This is a genomic window from Streptomyces sp. NPDC001108 (assembly GCF_053598535.1).
Window position 1 is genome coordinate 271,328 of the sequence record NZ_JBSFKL010000007.1, and the last position, 14,609, is coordinate 285,936.

Annotated in this window: 12 protein-coding genes; 5 read left to right on the top strand and 7 right to left on the bottom strand. The window is 73.8% G+C overall.

All coding sequences use genetic code 11. The features are described 5' to 3' along the window. Window positions 1-2: 2 nt before the first annotated feature. The 3 genes from ACWC97_RS18495 to ppk2 are packed head-to-tail and all read left to right on the top strand — an operon-like array spanning window position 3 to window position 2,698. Window positions 3-725, top strand: a complete 723-nt coding sequence (locus ACWC97_RS18495; RefSeq protein WP_385210489.1) for an ArsR/SmtB family transcription factor — start codon at window positions 3-5, stop codon at window positions 723-725. Window positions 726-774: 49 nt separating this feature from the next. Next, a complete protein-coding gene (locus ACWC97_RS18500; protein ID WP_352279248.1) occupies window positions 775-1,749 on the top strand; it encodes a DMT family transporter in 975 nt (324 codons plus the stop codon). Further along, window positions 1,712-2,698 carry a polyphosphate kinase 2 gene (gene ppk2 / locus ACWC97_RS18505; protein WP_352279249.1) on the top strand — a complete coding sequence of 329 codons (987 nt, stop codon included), beginning with the start codon at window positions 1,712-1,714 and terminating at the stop codon, window positions 2,696-2,698. Before ACWC97_RS18500 ends, ppk2 begins: the two co-directional genes overlap by 38 nt. Window positions 2,699-2,712: 14 nt before the next feature. On the opposite strand, the gene ACWC97_RS18510 is transcribed toward ppk2, so the two are convergent. The 7 genes from ACWC97_RS18510 to ACWC97_RS18540 all read right to left on the bottom strand — a co-directional run bounded on the left by ACWC97_RS18510 (window position 2,713) and on the right by ACWC97_RS18540 (window position 12,149). Then, on the bottom strand, window positions 2,713-3,798 hold the full coding sequence (locus ACWC97_RS18510) for a zinc-binding dehydrogenase (protein WP_352279251.1): 1,086 nt from the start codon (window positions 3,796-3,798) through the stop codon (window positions 2,713-2,715). A gap of 74 nt (window positions 3,799-3,872) precedes the next feature. After that, window positions 3,873-5,261: an aldehyde dehydrogenase family protein gene (locus tag ACWC97_RS18515; RefSeq protein ID WP_450650302.1), complete on the bottom strand. Its 1,389-nt coding sequence runs from the start codon at window positions 5,259-5,261 to the stop codon at window positions 3,873-3,875. Window positions 5,262-5,325: 64 nt separating this feature from the next. Beyond that, window positions 5,326-7,248, bottom strand: coding sequence for an ABC transporter ATP-binding protein (locus tag ACWC97_RS18520; protein WP_352279253.1), 1,923 nt, complete (start codon window positions 7,246-7,248; stop codon window positions 5,326-5,328). Between the two features lie 73 nt (window positions 7,249-7,321). Next, entirely contained in the window at window positions 7,322-7,945 is a 624-nt protein-coding gene (locus tag ACWC97_RS18525; RefSeq protein ID WP_352279254.1) for a TetR/AcrR family transcriptional regulator, read from the bottom strand. 51 nt (window positions 7,946-7,996) lie between these two features. Next, complete coding sequence (locus ACWC97_RS18530; protein ID WP_352279256.1) at window positions 7,997-9,280, bottom strand: hypothetical protein; 1,284 nt, start codon at window positions 9,278-9,280, stop codon at window positions 7,997-7,999. Next, entirely contained in the window at window positions 9,277-10,092 is an 816-nt protein-coding gene (locus ACWC97_RS18535; RefSeq protein ID WP_450650305.1) for a hypothetical protein, read from the bottom strand. Before ACWC97_RS18535 ends, ACWC97_RS18530 begins: the two co-directional genes overlap by 4 nt. Beyond that, entirely contained in the window at window positions 10,089-12,149 is a 2,061-nt protein-coding gene (locus tag ACWC97_RS18540; RefSeq protein ID WP_450650306.1) for a right-handed parallel beta-helix repeat-containing protein, read from the bottom strand. The genes ACWC97_RS18535 and ACWC97_RS18540 overlap by 4 nt, the downstream gene beginning before the upstream one ends. A gap of 193 nt (window positions 12,150-12,342) precedes the next feature. Between ACWC97_RS18540 and hmgA the strand changes: the two genes are divergently transcribed. Together hmgA and ACWC97_RS18550 are read left to right on the top strand one after the other, a co-directional pair. Further along, complete coding sequence (hmgA, locus tag ACWC97_RS18545) at window positions 12,343-13,671, top strand: homogentisate 1,2-dioxygenase (protein ID WP_385210466.1); 1,329 nt, start codon at window positions 12,343-12,345, stop codon at window positions 13,669-13,671. Between the two features lie 78 nt (window positions 13,672-13,749). Beyond that, the gene (locus ACWC97_RS18550) at window positions 13,750-14,526 is read left to right on the top strand and encodes a GntR family transcriptional regulator (RefSeq protein ID WP_352279262.1); all 777 of its coding nucleotides are present in this window, start codon (window positions 13,750-13,752) and stop codon (window positions 14,524-14,526) included. The last annotated feature ends 83 nt before the right edge of the window (window positions 14,527-14,609 follow it).

Here is a 14,609-nt window from a genome sequence, read left to right on the forward strand (position 1 = left end):
GCATGGCACGCATGGCACACCCCGATCCGGCCGCGCCCCGGCTGGCCGCCCTGGCGGCGCTCCTCGCCGACGAGACCCGCGCCGCCTTCTGCCTGGCCCTGCTCGACGGCCGCGCCTGGACCGCCGGGGAGCTGGCCCGGTACGCCTCCGTGGCCCCGTCGACCGCCAGCGAGCATCTGGGCAGGCTCGTCGCCGGCGGGCTGCTCGCCGAGGAGCGGCAGGGCCGCCACCGCTATCTGCGGCTCGCCGACGCACGGGCCGCGCAACTGGTCGAGGACCTGGCGGCGCACGCCGTCCCCGGCCCCGTACCGGTGCGCCCCCGGAGCCTGGGCGCGTCGGGCGCCGACCGCGCGACGGCCCGCGGCCGCACCTGCTACGACCACCTCGCCGGGCGGCTCGGCCTGGCCGTCACCGACGCGATGACCGCGCGGGGGCTGCTCCGGCAGGACACCGGATTCGCCCTGACCGAGGACGGGCTGAGCTGGTTCGCCGGGCTGGGCATCGCCCTGGAGCCGTCGTCGCGGCGTCCGCTGGCGCGGGGCTGCCTGGACTGGACGGAACGCCGGCCGCATCTGGCGGGCACGGCGGGCGCCGCGCTGTGCCGGCACGTGCTGGAGTCGGGGTGGTGCGTGCGGATCGGCTCCGGGCGCGCGGTGAAGGCGACCGGGCAGGGCGAACGGGAGTTGCGCGCGCACCTCGGCATCGAGCCGGAGGCCCTGCGGTGACCGGGACCGTTCGGCGGGCGCCGAACGGTCCCGGCCCTACGGTCGACGCATGACGACGACACCCGCCCCCGCGGCGGCCCGTGACTGGCGGACACCCGCCGCGGCCTGCACCAGCGTCCTGCTGTGGGCCTCCGCCTTCGTGTCCATCCGCAGCGCCGGGGACGCCTACTCCCCCGGGGCGCTCGCCCTCGGCCGGCTGCTGGCGGGCGGCCTGGCGCTGGGCGCCCTGCTGGTGCTGCGGCGGGAGGGGCTGCCGCCGCGGGCCGCGTGGCCGGGCATCCTGTGGTCCGGGCTGCTCTGGTTCGGGCTCTACATGGTGGTCCTCAACTGGGGCGAGCGGGAGGTGGACGCGGGTACGGCCGCGATGGTGGTGAACATCGGCCCCCTGCTGATCGCGCTGCTCGGGGCCCGGATGCTGGGCGAGGTGCTGCCCGGCCGGCTGGTCGCGGGGATGACGGTGTCGTTCGCGGGCGCCGTCGTGGTGGGGCTCTCGCTGTCGGGGCAGGGGGACGCCTCGGTGCTCGGGGTGGCGCTGTGCGTACTGGCCGCGGCGGCGTACGCGGCGGGGGTGGTCTCCCAGAAGCCGGCGCTGCGGCACGGCTCGGCGCTCCAGGTCACGGCCTTCGGCTGCCTGATCGGCGCGGCGGCCTGTCTGCCGTTCGCCGGAACGCTGGTCTCCGAGGCCGCCGAGGCCCCCCTGTCCGCCACCCTGAACATGGTCTACCTGGGGCTCTTCCCGACCGCGCTGGCCTTCACCACCTGGGCCTACGCACTCGCCCGGACGACCGCCGGGCGGCTGGGGGCCACCACGTACGCCGTGCCCGCGCTGGTCGTGGTGATGTCCTGGCTGCTGCTGGACGAGGTGCCCGCGCCGCTCGCGGTGGGCGGGGGGCTGCTCTGCCTGGCCGGGGTGGCGGTCTCCCGGTCGGGTGAGCAGACTGGGCGGACACGCGGGGGTCGGGCACAGCCGGTGGAAGGACGCCGAGATGACACGGAGCGCCAGGCGGGCGAGCGGTCGCGGTAGCGCGAAGCGGGCGGCGACCGGGGCCGACGCGTCCGGGCTCGAAGGGTTCCGCGTGACCGACAGCGGCGACGACGACCCGGTCCTGGTGACGCCCGAGGGGCGGCCCCGGGACGCCTGGCGCGAGGACTACCCGTACTCGGTCAAGCTCGGCCGGCGGGCGTACGAGAAGTCCAAGCGCTCCCTCCAGATCGAGCTGCTCAAGCTCCAGTACTGGGTGAAGGAGCGCGGCGAGCGCATCGTGATCCTCTTCGAGGGGCGCGACGCCGCGGGCAAGGGCGGCACGATCAAGCGGTTCACCGAGCACCTCAACCCCCGTGGCGCCCGGGTGGTGGCCCTGGAGAAGCCGACCGAACGCGAGCGCACCCAGTGGTACTTCCAGCGGTACACGGCCCATCTGCCGTCCGCCGGGGAGATCGTGCTGTTCGACCGGTCCTGGTACAACCGGGCGGGCGTGGAGCGGGTGATGGGCTTCTGCACCACCCGCGAGTACCTCGAATTCATGCACCAGGCGCCGGGGTTCGAGCGGATGCTGGCCCGGGACGGCATCCACCTGGTGAAGTTCTGGTTCTCGGTCTCGCGCAACGAGCAGCGCAACCGGTTCATGATCCGGCAGATCGACCCGGTGCGGCAGTGGAAGCTGAGCCCGGTGGACCTCGCCTCGCTGGACAAGTGGGACGCGTACACCGAGGCCAAGGAGCTGATGCTGTTCCACACCGACACGGCGGACGCGCCCTGGACGGTGGTGAAGAGCAACGACAAGAAGCGGGCCCGGCTGGAGGCGATCCGGCACGTGCTGCACCGCTTCGACTACCCGGACAAGGACGTGGACGTGGCGGGCGAGCCCGACCCGCTGATCGTCGGCCCGGCCTCCCGGCTCTTCGAGCGGGGCGAGATGGATGCCCGGCTGCTCACCACGGAGCGGGCGGAGCCGGGGCCGACGACGGGCTGAGAACCGTACGGACGTCAGTCGAAGACGACGAGCGCGCGGCCGCCCCGGCCCGCGAGCATGGCGTCGAAGGCGGCCGGGATGTCCTCCAGGCCGATCCGGCCGGTGACCATCGCGGAGAGGTCGAACGCGCCGGAGCGGATGTGTCCGGCGATGACCGGGAGGTCCCGGGCCGGGTCGCTGTTGCCGTAGACGCAGCCGGTCAGCGAGCGGCCCCAGTGGAAGATCTCCAGGGCGTTGAAGGAGACCGTCTGGTCCTTGCCGCCGATGCCGACGACCGTGGTGCGGCCGCCGCGGCGGGTGGACTCCCAGGCGCCCCGGATGGTGACCGGCCGGCCGACGCATTCGATCGCCACGTCGGCGCCCTGGCCGCCGGTGAGCCTGCGGATCGCGCGCGGGGTGGTGTCGGAGGCGACGACGTAGTCCGTGGCACCGGCCCGCCGGGCCAGCTCCTCCTTCTCCGGCGACACGTCCACCGCGATGACCTTTCCGGCGCCCGCGATCCGGGCCGACTGGAGCACCGCGAGGCCGACGCCCCCGACGCCGAACACGACGACGGACTCCCCGGCGCGCACCCGGGCGCTGTGGTGGACCGCGCCGTATCCGGTGAGGACGGCGCAGCCGAGCAGGGCGGCGTCGGTGAGCGGGATGCCGTCCGGGGCGGGCAGGACGCAGTCGGCGGGGACGACGGTCTCCTCGGCGAACGCGGCCACGTTCAGCCCGGGGTGGAGCTGGGTGCCGTCGTCCGCGCGCCGGGCGTGCACGGATCCCGCGCCGGTCAGCGCGTGGGCGCACAGCCAGACCTCGCCGATCCCGCAGTGGTGGCAACTTCCGCAGGAGGGAGCCCAGTTGAGGACGACGCCGTCGCCGGGTGCGACATGGCCGACGCCCTCGCCGACCGCGAGGACGGTGCCCGCGCCCTCGTGGCCGAGGACGGCCGGCACGGGCACCCGCATGGTGCCGTCGCTGAGCGAGAGGTCGGAGTGGCAGACCCCGGCGGCGGCGAGGGCGACCCGCACCCGGCCGGGGCCGGGCTCGGGAAGCTCGATGCCGGTGATCTCCAGCGGGGCTCCGACGGCGGGCAGTACGGCGGCGCGGACCACGAGCGGACTCCTTGACGGACGACGGCGGGGGCGGGGCGGGGCGGGGCGTGGGGCTTCGGAGGGGGGAAGCGGGTTCAGAACTGGAGGGACTTGGTCTGGAGGTACTCCGCGAGCCCGTGCGCGCCGAGTTCCCGGCCGACGCCGGACCGCTTGTAGCCGCCGAACGGGGCGAGCGGGTTGAACCGGCCGCCGTTGATGTCGACCTGGCCGGTCTCCATCCGCCGGGCGAACGCCACCGCCTCCGCCTCGTCGCCCGCCCAGACCGCCCCGGCCAGGCCGTACACGGTGCCGTTGGCGATGCGCAGGGCGTCCTCCTCGTCCTCGTAGCGGAGGATCGAGAGGACCGGGCCGAAGATCTCCTCCTGGGCGACGGTCATCTCCGGGGTGACGTCGGCGAGGACCGTGGGGCTGACGAAGTAACCGTGTTCGCGCGGGGCCCCAGGACCGCCCGCGACGAGCCGGGCGCCCTCGGCGATCCCCCGCTCGATGTAGCCGCGCACCCGGTCCCGCTGCCTGGCGCTGACCAGCGGGCCGATGCGGTCGGCGTACGTGGCGGCGGCCTCGGCGGCGAGCGCGACCGCCTCGTCGTACCGGGAGGTGTGCACCAGCATCCGGGTCCAGGCGCTGCACGTCTGGCCGGAGTTGCCCATCACATTGGCCACGCCGACCGCGACGGCCCGGGCCAGGTCCGCGCTCTCCAGGATGACGTTGGCGGACTTGCCGCCCAGTTCGAGGGCGACGCGCTTGACGGCGGCCCCGGCCACGGCGCCGATCCGGCTGCCGACGGCGGTGGAGCCGGTGAACGAGACCAGGTCGACGCCCTCGTGCTCGGCCAGGGCCTGTCCGGCGACCGGCCCGAGACCGGTCACCAGGTTGAAGACGCCCGCGGGGGCGCCCGCCGCGTGGACCGCCTCCGCGAAGAGCTGGGCGGTCAGCGGGGTGTCCTCGGCGGGTTTGAGGACGACGGTGCAGCCCGCCGCGAGGGCCGGGGCGACCTTCGCGACGATCTGGTGCAGCGGGTAGTTCCACGGGGTGATCGCACCGACGACGCCGACCGGCTCGGCGTAGACCGTGGAGTTGCCGACCCGCTCCTCGAAGGGGTGGCTCGCGGCCAGCTCGGCGTACGAGCCCGCGACCACGATCGGCAGGCCCGTGTGCACCGCCCGGGCGAAGCGCGGCGGCGCGCCCAGCTCGGCGGTGACGGTCTCGGCGATCTCGTCCTCGCGGGCCGCCAGCGCGTCGCGCAGGGCGGCGATCCTGGCCGCCCTCTCGCCGGGCGCGGTGGCGGCCCAGCCGGGGAGGGCGGCGCGGGCGGCCCGTACCGCGGCGTCGACGTCCTCGGCGGTGCCCGCCGGGACCTCGGCGATGACCTGCTCGTCCGCCGGGTTCACGACCGCGATCGTGTCCTTCCCGACGGCGGGCCGCCAGGCCCCGTCGAGGTACATGCCGTCGTGCGCCTTCATCGCTGTGCCTCCCGAACGCCGTTGCGGACGGGGGTCGCCGCCGTCCGCGACCAAACTAGCGCTGTTAGTTTTCGGGCGCCAGGGAGACCTGTCGCTCCAGAGGCCGGGGGTCGGGTTCCCCGCCCTCCGGGTCCGCGAACTGGGTGCGGTACAGCTCCTCGTACCGGCCGCCGGCGGCGAGGAGTTCGTCGTGGGTGCCGCGCTGGACGATCCGGCCGTCCTCCACCACCAGGATGAGGTCGGCGGTGCGCACCGTGGAGAGCCGGTGGGCGATGACGACGGCGGTGCGTCCGGCGAGGGCCTCGGTGAGGGCTTCCTGGACGGCCGCCTCGGAGGTGTTGTCGAGGTGGGCGGTGGCCTCGTCGAGGATGACGACGCGCTGCCGGGCCAGGAGCAGCCGGGCGATGGTCAGCCGCTGGCGCTCGCCGCCGGAGAGCCGGTAGCCGCGTTCGCCGACGACGGTGTCGAGCCCGTCGGGCAGCGAGGCGACGAGGCCGTCCAGCCGGGAGCGGCGCAGCGCGTCCCAGAGTTCCTCCTCGCCGGCCCCGGGGCGGGCGAGCAGCAGGTTGGCGCGGACCGACTCGTGGAAGAGGTGGCCGTCCTGGGTGACCATGCCCAGGGTGTCGCGCAGGGTGTCGGCGGTCAGGTCGCGTACGTCGACGCCGCCGACGCGTACCGCGCCCTCGTCGGCGTCGTACAGCCGGGGCAGGAGCTGGGCGATGGTCGACTTCCCGGCGCCGGAGGAGCCGACGAGGGCGACCGTCTGACCGGGTTCGGCGCGGAAGGAGATGCCGCGCAGCACCTCGTCGCCGCCCCGGGTGTCCAGGCTCGCGACGTCCTCCAGGGAGGCGAGGGAGACCTTGTCGGCGGACGGGTAGCCGAACCGGACCCCGTCGAACTCGACGGAGACCGGGCCGTCCGGGACGGTCCGCGCGTCCGGCTTCTGGGCGATGAGCGGTTCGAGGTCGAGGACCTCGAAGACCCGCTCGAAGCTGACCAGGGCGCTCATCACCTCGACGCGCGCCCCGGCGAGCGCGGTGAGCGGGGCGTAGAGCCGGGTGAGCAGGAGGGCCAGGGCGACGACCGCGCCCGCGTCCAGCCTCCCGTGCAGCGCGTAGTAGCCGCCGAGTCCGTAGACCAGGGCGAGGGCCAGCGCGGAGACCAGGGTGAGGGCGGTGATGAACGTGGACTGGGCCATGGCGGTACGGACACCGATGTCGCGCACCCGCCCGGCCCGGACGGCGAATTCGGCGGACTCGTCGGCGGGGCGGCCGAAGAGCTTGATCAGGGTGGCGCCGGGGGCGGAGAAGCGTTCGGTCATCCGGTTGCCCATCGCGGCGTTGTGGGCCGCGGCCTCCCGCTGGAGCCGTGCCATCCGGGCGCCCGTGCGCCGGGCCGGCAGGACGAAGACCGGCAGCAGCACCAGGGCGAGCACGGTGATCTGCCAGGAGATGGAGAGCATGACCACGAGGGTCAGCAGCAGGGTCACCACATTGCTGACGACGCCGGACAGGGTGTTGCTGAAGGCGCGCTGGGCGCCGATCACGTCGTTGTTGAGGCGGCTGACGAGCGCGCCGGTGCGGGTCCGGGTGAAGAAGGCGACCGGCATCCGCTGCACATGGTCGAAGACGGCGGTCCGCAGGTCGAGGATGAGGCCCTCGCCGAGGTTGGCCGAGAGCCAGCGGCCGACCAGCCCGAGGGCGGCCTCCGCGACGGCGATGACGGCGATGAGGAGGGAGAGCCGGGTGACGGCGCCCGGGTCCCGGCCGGCCACGATCGCGTTCACCACCCGTCCGGCGAGGACGGGGGTGGCGACGGCGAGGAGCGCCGTCACCACGCCGACCAGCAGGAAGAGGGCGACCCTGCGGCGGTGCGGGCGGGCGAAGGCCGCGATGCGCCGCAGGGTGTTCCGGTCGAAGGGACGTCTGTCCGCCTGGGCGTTCATGACGTTGTGGAGCTGCGTCCATGCCGTGGTTTCCATGCTCATGCGAGGAACGTACGACCTCCAGTGGGCTTGAGGTCAACGGCCGGTCGGCGCGGTGCCACGACTCCGGGACGGTTCAGGTTCCGTCCAGGGCGCGGGCCAGGTAGGCGCGGAGCAGGACGCGGGTCTCGTCGACGATGGCCCGGTCGCCGGCCGGGTCGGTGCGGAAGGCGAGCCGCAGGAGGGCGTCGGCGGCCTCGACGCAGACCAGGACGGTGCGGGTCAGGGCCTCGTCGGAGGTGCGGCCGAGGTGGCCGCAGAGCAGTTCGGTGAGCCGGCCGGCGACCCGCAGGTTGGGGTCGTCGTCCTGGTCGTCGGGGGGCGGGGCACCGAAGTCCACCAGGGCGAAGCCGGCCACGGAGCCCTTCATCGCCAGGTACTCGTCCAGGACGGCGTCGATGGCGCTGCGCCAGTCGTCCCCCGGGATCTCGGCGAGCCGGGCGGTGATGCGTTCGGCATAGCTGTCCAGGTTGCGCCGGGCCAGGGCGTCGGCCAGGGCGCGCTTGTTGGAGAAGAAGCGGTAGACGGAGCCGATGGGCACCCCGGCGCGCAGCGCCACGGCCCGGGTGGACAGCTGGTCGTAGCCGGTCTCGTCGAGGAGTTCGGCGCAGGCGTCGAGTATCCGGGCGAGCCGTTCGGCGCTGCGTTGCTGTACCGGGGCGCGGCGGAGGTTCGTGTTCGCATGGGGCACGGGCTCCATGATGCCGTGGGCCTCCTCCGCGGCGGTCGGCCGGTGGTCGTGGCGCGGTGGTCAGGCGATGAGCAGCGACAGCCCGCCGATGGTGTACGTGACCATCAGGACCAGCAGCGGGAGCTGGCCGGCGACGGCGCGGCCGGGCGGGAAGAGCCGTACGGACCGGTCGTGGGCGGCGACGACGCCGAGGACGTGTCCGACGACGATCGAGGCGACCTGGAGGGTGGCGACGCCGCCGGGGCCGAGCAGCGGTTCGGGCGGGGCGGGGCCGTCGGCGCCGGCCGCCACCATGAGGGTCCGGGGGCCCTCGGTGACGAAGAGCGTGAAGTAGTGGGCGACGAGGTAGCCGAGGGCGATCGGGACGAGGGAGTGGGCGAAGGCGGTGAGCGGGTGGTCGATCCGCCCGGAGATCAGCCGGACGGCCCCGGCGCACAGGGCGTAGAGGGCGGCGACGAGCGCGACGGCGCCGAGGAGTCCGAGGGTGGCCGCGGTGGTGCGGCCCAGGGGCGAGGTCTGGACGGTGGTGATCCAGGACGGGGAGTCGGAGAAGCCGTCGTAGGCGGTGGAGCCGAGCATGACGCAGACGGTGGCGACGAGTCCGGGGGTCTGCGGGGTGGCGTCGAGTCCGTTGAACGGTGAGCGGAGCACGAGGCGGTGGTCGGCGGGGCGGCGGCCGAGCGGGGAGAGCCGGGCGAGCAGCGCGGAGTAGACCTCGAAGGCGTCGGCCCGGTCGAACCATCCGGCGCCGTGGCGGGCGGCGCCCGCGAGGTGCAGTGCGGCGTAGAGGGCGAGGAAGAGCAGCAGGTGGCCGGTGGACGCGGGGTCGGGCGAGACGAGTTCGAGCCAGGTGAAGGCGAGGAGTCCGGCGGCCGCGGGCCACAGGCCGAGCCGGGCGGGCAGCGGGCGGCCCTCGGCGGGGTCGCGCCGCAGCGCCCGGCAGGCGAGGAGGTGGACGGTGCGCAGCGGGTTGAGGGCCCGCCAGACGGGCCCGAGCAGCAGCGAGGCGGGGACGAGCCCCACCCACAGCAGTACGTAGACGGCTCCGGGCCCCGGGTTGCGGTCCGGGTCGTCGGGGCCGAGGAGGAGGAAGAGCGCGACGTACAGGGCGGCGGCGAGCCCGAGGGCGCGCAGCGCGGTCCGGGTGGGGCGGGCGTCGGCGAGGCGCTGGAGGGCGTGCGGCAGCGGGCGTCCGGCCGCGTCGCCGCGGAACCGGGAGGCGGACCAGAGCAGTCCGAGCGCCAGGAAGGAGACGAAGAGCGCCGCGAAGGCCCCGGCGAAGGCGTAGAAGGGGGACAGCGGCAGGTCGTGCTGGGCACCGATGCCGTGGGCGAGGGCGGTCACCGTACGACGAGCTGGGTCAGGAGCAGGTCGGACTCGTGGGTCTCGACCTCGAAGAGCCCGGTCCGGTCGGCGGTGAAGGCGAGGGTGACGGTCTTTCCGGCGGGGAGCCGGGCCTCCTTGTCGTAGCCGTGGACGTGGAGGGTGTCGGCGCGGTCGCTGCGGACGCGGAGTTCGACGGTGGTGCCCTTGTCGACCTCGGTGCGGCCGGGGCGGGGGCTGACCCTGCCCTCGTCGACCTCGATCGTGACCGTGGTGCCGGGCCGGGGGCTCGGGCTCCGGTCGGGTGCGGGGCTGCCGGCCGGGGCGGCGAGGGAGGCGGTGGCCTGGACGGGGGCGGCGTCCACGGCCCAGGCGGTGTGGTCGTCGGCGTAGAGGCGGGCGGTGAGCCCGTCGCCGCCGCCGGCGGCGCGGACGAGGGCGGCGGGGAGGTGGTACCAGGGTCCGTAGAGGCGGGCGAGCGGGCGGCCGTCCAGGAACAGCCGGGCGTGACCGCGCCCGAGGAGGGCGGCGCCGCCGACGCTGTCCGGGGTGAACCGGAAGTTCCGTACGGCGAGGTGGACGTTCCAGCCGTCCTCCGAGTCGGGTCGCACGGCGAGGGTCAGCGAGGGGGCGCCGTCGGCGTCGACCTGGCGCAGGCGGCTGCCGGAGCCGTCGTCGGCGGTGAGCAGCCGGCCGACGCTGCCGCCGGCCTGTTCGTGGCTGGTGCCGGGCTTGTGGTGGGTGGTGGCCCGCCCGCCGCAGGCGCCCGCGCCGAGGGCGAGGGCGGCCGCGGTGAGCAGGGCGAGGGCGGGCCGGGTGCGGGCGCGGGTCATGCCGTGCCTCCTTGCGGGGCGACGGGGACGGGGGACGGGGCGGCGGCCGGTGCCGGGTCCTCGCGGTCCCCGTGGCGGGCGGCGGCGATCACCGCCCACACCACCCAGACCACGCCGAGCAGTCCGCGTATCCAGGCCGGGCCGACCGGTGTCCACGGGATCATGTACACGGCCTTGTCCACGGCGTCGAGCAGGGTCAGCGCCCCCAGCACCACCGTGGTCCGGCCGAGCCACGGGCGCTCCCCGCGGAGCACGAGCCCGGTGCCGATCCACCACAGCCCCGTCAGCAGCAGCGCCAGCGCGGGCACATGGGTCGGGGTGAGCCCCGTCGTCGCCCCGGCCACGTCGAGCCCGAGCCCGGTCACGCCGAGGAGCGCGGCCGCGGTGGCGAGCCGGCTGCCGCGCAGTCGGCGCCACCACAGCACCCCGCCGACCAGCACGAGCACCACCGCGACGACCAGGGCCGCCTGCATCTCGATCCGTTCGATGCCCGTGGCCCCGTACCAGTCGCAGCCGGCCGGGAGGCGGCGCGCCTGGACGTTGTAGTCGGCGCAGACCAGGAGTTGGGCGAGTTTGACGGGTTCGCCGATCAGCCGGTCGGTGCGGACGGAGACGTCGCCGCGTTCGTCGCCGCAGACGGGCAGGGTGCGCGGGGTGGAGGCCTTGGTGTCGCCCTGCCAGCAGTTGGCCTCGCCCTGGCCGTCCCACCAGACGTCGGTGCGGTTGGGGCGGGGGTTGCCGGCCTTGTCGACGCCGAGGTGGTTGCCCGCGTAGCGGTTGTGGTGGGAGGTGTCGGCCTGCTTGGCGAGCGCGCCCTCGCCGCGGATGAAGGCGGGGACGGCGGTCAGGACGAAGGCGGCGCGCTTCTGGCCGTAGATCCAGTTGTTCTCGTACAGGTTCCAGTTGCCGCCGGCGGTGATGATGCCGGAGCCGGGGGGCATGGAGATCTGCGGGCAGACGACGCCCTGTTCGTAGCCCCGGTCCACGGGCGGCTTGGCGCAGGTGCCGTCGGCGACGTTGGGGTAGTAGTCGGCGTTGTTGTCGTGGATCAGGTTGCGTTCGAAGCGGGCGTGGTTCTGCGGCAGTCCGGGGTGGCCGGGGAAGGCGCTGTCCATCGAGGCGCCGCCCATGTTGTGGTCGAACTCGTTGTCGTGGACGTAGACGGAGTCGCCCGCCGTGCCGGAGTAGCCGACCATGCTGTGGTGGCTGCGGCAGCCGGTGATCTCGATGGAGTAGCGCGGTACGTCGTAGCCGTAGCGGTCGTTGATGTTGGAGGCGCTGCCGGGGTAGATGCCGGAGTCGCCGTTGCCGTACGACTCGCAGTTCTTGTACAGGCCGTGGTCGCTGGCGAAGGTCAGGAAGCCGTACTCGTCGTTCCACCGGGTGAGGACGTCGTCGATGACGAAGCCGTCCTGGGCGAGGACGTAGAGGGAGTTGAAGGTGGTGCGCTGGGCGGTGAAGTTCTTGAAGTAGATGCCGTCGGAGGCGTCCGAGCGGATCGCGTTGAGCTTCTGGTACTTGGCGTCGATGATCACGTCGGTGCGTTCGGCGCCGGTGCCCTCGATCTGGAGGTCCTTCTTGCCGAGGATCGCCACCAGGTTCTGGTTGTGCGGGCAGCGCTTCTGCTGCGCGTACGTGAGGATCTGGTAGCCGAGCTGGGAGTTGGGGGCCTTCAGCCGGGCGCACTCCCCCGTCGGCTTCGGCAGCGAGGGCTCCTCCTCGTACAGGCCGGGCAGGACGGCGATGTTCATGCCGGGCCGGTCGACGGCGTCGACGGCCTGCTGCAGGTGGCGGTAGCCGGAGGCGCGGCACCGGTCGAAGAGCTTCAGGTTGCGGGCGCGCAGGGGGGCCGGGAAGCCCGACACGCGGCGCTCGAAGTCCGCCCGGTCGGTCTTGCAGACCAGGAGATCGGGCTCGCCGGTGCGGTACACCGGCACGCTGCCCTTCCCGTCGGGGAGGGCGACCGGACGCTCCTCGTGCGCCTGGGCGCCCGGTGCCGCGAGGAGGGCGGCCGCGAGCGCCGCCAGAAGCACCAAAAGTCTGCGTGTCCACGACATAGACGCGAGAGTAGAGCAATGTTCATCTTTTTGGACCCCCCGTGCACCGCCCTTCCGCGCCTCAGGCGCGGCGCACCTCCGGAACCGGCGGACAAAGCGCACATCCGAAACCGGCGGCGCACGAATGCCGTTGACTCTCCACGACTCGATTCCTACGGTTACCCATAGGATTTCTTCGGCACCGGGAGCACACTTGAGTGGCATCGAGCAGGCGAGGAAGACGGCGGAGACGCTGGAGTACTCCGCCGGTTTCGGCAATGAGCACGGCTCGGAGGCGGTCGCGGGAGCGCTGCCGCACGGCCGCAACTCCCCCCAGCGCGCCCCACTGGGCCTGTACGCGGAGCAGCTGAGCGGCTCGGCCTTCACCGAGCCGCGGGCCCACAACCGCCGCTCCTGGCTCTACCGGATCCGCCCGTCGGCGGCCCATCCGCCGTTCGTCCGGATCGACAACGGCGCCCTGCGCACCGCCCCGTTCACCGAGTCGGTGCCCGACCCCAACCGGCGGCGCTGGGACCCGCTCCCCGACCCCGCCCCCGGCACCGACTTCCTGGCGGGCCTGTGGACCCTCGGCGGCAACGGCGACGCCACCCAGCGCACCGGCATGGCCGTGCACCTCTACCACGCCAACGCCTCCATGACCGACCGGGTCTTCGGCGACTCGGACGGCGAGCTGCTGATCGTCCCGGAACGCGGCGGCCTGCTGCTCCGCACCGAGCTGGGCCTGCTGCGCGCCGAGCCGGGCCATGTCGCGCTGATCCCGCGCGGCGTCCGGTTCCGCGTGGAACTGCTCGACGCCACCGCCCGGGGCTATGTCTGCGAGAACTACGGACAGCCCTTCACCCTCCCCGACCTCGGCCCCATCGGCGCCAACGGCCTGGCCAACGCCCGCGACTTCCTCGCCCCGGTGGCGGCGTACGAGGACGAGGACCGCCCGGTCGAGGTGGTCAACAAGTTCTGCGGGAACCTCTGGTCGGCGACGTACGACCACTCGCCGCTCGACGTGGTCGCCTGGCACGGCAACCACACCCCGTACGTCTACGACCTGCACCGCTTCAACGTCATCGGCTCGATCAGCTACGACCACCCGGACCCGTCGATCTTCACGGTGCTGACCTCTCCGTCCGACACCCCGGGGCTGGCCGGGGTCGACTTCGTGGTCTTCGCGCCGCGCTGGCTGGTCGGCGAGGACACCTTCCGGCCGCCGTACTTCCACCGCAATGTGATGAGCGAGTACATGGGGCTGATCGAGGGCGCGTACGACGCCAAGACGGCCGGAAAGGGCGGCTTCGTCCCCGGCGGCGGCTCGCTCCACAACATGATGTCGGCGCACGGCCCGGACCGGACGACCTTCGACCGGGCGAGCGAGGCGGAGCTGAGGCCGCAGAAGATCGACGACGGCCTCGCCTTCATGTTCGAGACCCGCTGGCCGGTGACGGCGACCGGGCAGGCGGCCACCGCCGACCATCTGCAGCACGGCTACGACGACGTGTGGCAGGGTCTGAGCCGCAACTTCCGCCCGTAGCCGACGACGGTCGCGGTCCACCAGAAGACGACGCCCGCTCCCGACGGGGAGCGGGCCGCCCCGGACGAAAGGCCCCAGGTGCCCCAGACGCCCAAGATCCCCCCGGGGCCCGCCTTCGCCCCCGACTCGCTGGTCCTGAACCGCAAGCTCCCCCTGTGGTACCAGGTCTCGCAGTCGCTGCGCGCCTCGATACTGGGCCGCGCCCGGGACGCCTCGGCACGGCTGCCGACCGAGGAGCAGCTCGCCGCGCACTACGGGGTCAGCGTCCTGACCATGCGCCAGGCGCTCAAGGAGCTGGAGACCGAGGGGCTGATCAGCCGGCACCGCAGGCGGGGCACCTTCATCGAGCCGCGCGCCCGGCGGGTCTCCCCGGTCCGGCTGCTGGGGTCGATCGACGCGATCGTGGCCCAGCAGTCCGGCGAGCGGACCTCGGTGCTCGGCCACGGCCCTGTCGCCGTGCCGGGCGAGCTCGGCCCGTACTTCCCCGACTGCCCGGAGGTGGTCGGCTACCGCAGGCTGCGCCACGACGGGGAGAGCGACGAGCCCACCAACTGGGCGGAGAACCTGGTGCGCCCCGAGATCGCGGACCGGCTGGACGTCGCCGACCTGGAGCGCTGGCCGATGACGAAGGTGCTGCGCGACCGGGTCGGCGTACGGATCGCACGCATCACCGACACGGTCGAGGCGCGGCTGGCCGACCCGGTCACCGCGGAACTCCTCCAGGTCCCGCTGCTGAGCCCGATCCTCTTCTACACGGGCGTGACGTACGACGAGAGCGGGCAGGTGGTCGACGTGGCCCTGATCCGCTACCGGGGCGACCGGTTCTCCTTCTCGGTCACCGTCGAGGCGCACTGACGGCCCCGCCGGTACCCGGCCGGTGTGCGGCCGCGGGGCCCGGGAGAGCCCTTACGATGCCCACGGACGGGGCGACGGGGAGG

Bases quoted from the DNA above. Each gene is read 5' to 3' on its own strand.
- ACWC97_RS18525 (WP_352279254.1), bottom strand. From the start codon at position 7,945: ATGGAGCCCGTGCCCCATGCGAACACGAACCTCCGCCGCGCCCCGGTA.
- ACWC97_RS18495 (WP_385210489.1), top strand. From the start codon at position 3: ATGGCACGCATGGCACACCCCGATCCGGCCGCGCCCCGGCTGGCCGCC.
- ACWC97_RS18535 (WP_450650305.1), bottom strand. From the start codon at position 10,092: ATGACCCGCGCCCGCACCCGGCCCGCCCTCGCCCTGCTCACCGCGGCC.
- ACWC97_RS18540 (WP_450650306.1), bottom strand. From the start codon at position 12,149: ATGTCGTGGACACGCAGACTTTTGGTGCTTCTGGCGGCGCTCGCGGCC.
- ACWC97_RS18520 (WP_352279253.1), bottom strand. From the start codon at position 7,248: ATGAGCATGGAAACCACGGCATGGACGCAGCTCCACAACGTCATGAAC.
- ACWC97_RS18515 (WP_450650302.1), bottom strand. From the start codon at position 5,261: ATGAAGGCGCACGACGGCATGTACCTCGACGGGGCCTGGCGGCCCGCC.
- ACWC97_RS18500 (WP_352279248.1), top strand. From the start codon at position 775: ATGACGACGACACCCGCCCCCGCGGCGGCCCGTGACTGGCGGACACCC.
- ppk2 (WP_352279249.1), top strand. From the start codon at position 1,712: ATGACACGGAGCGCCAGGCGGGCGAGCGGTCGCGGTAGCGCGAAGCGG.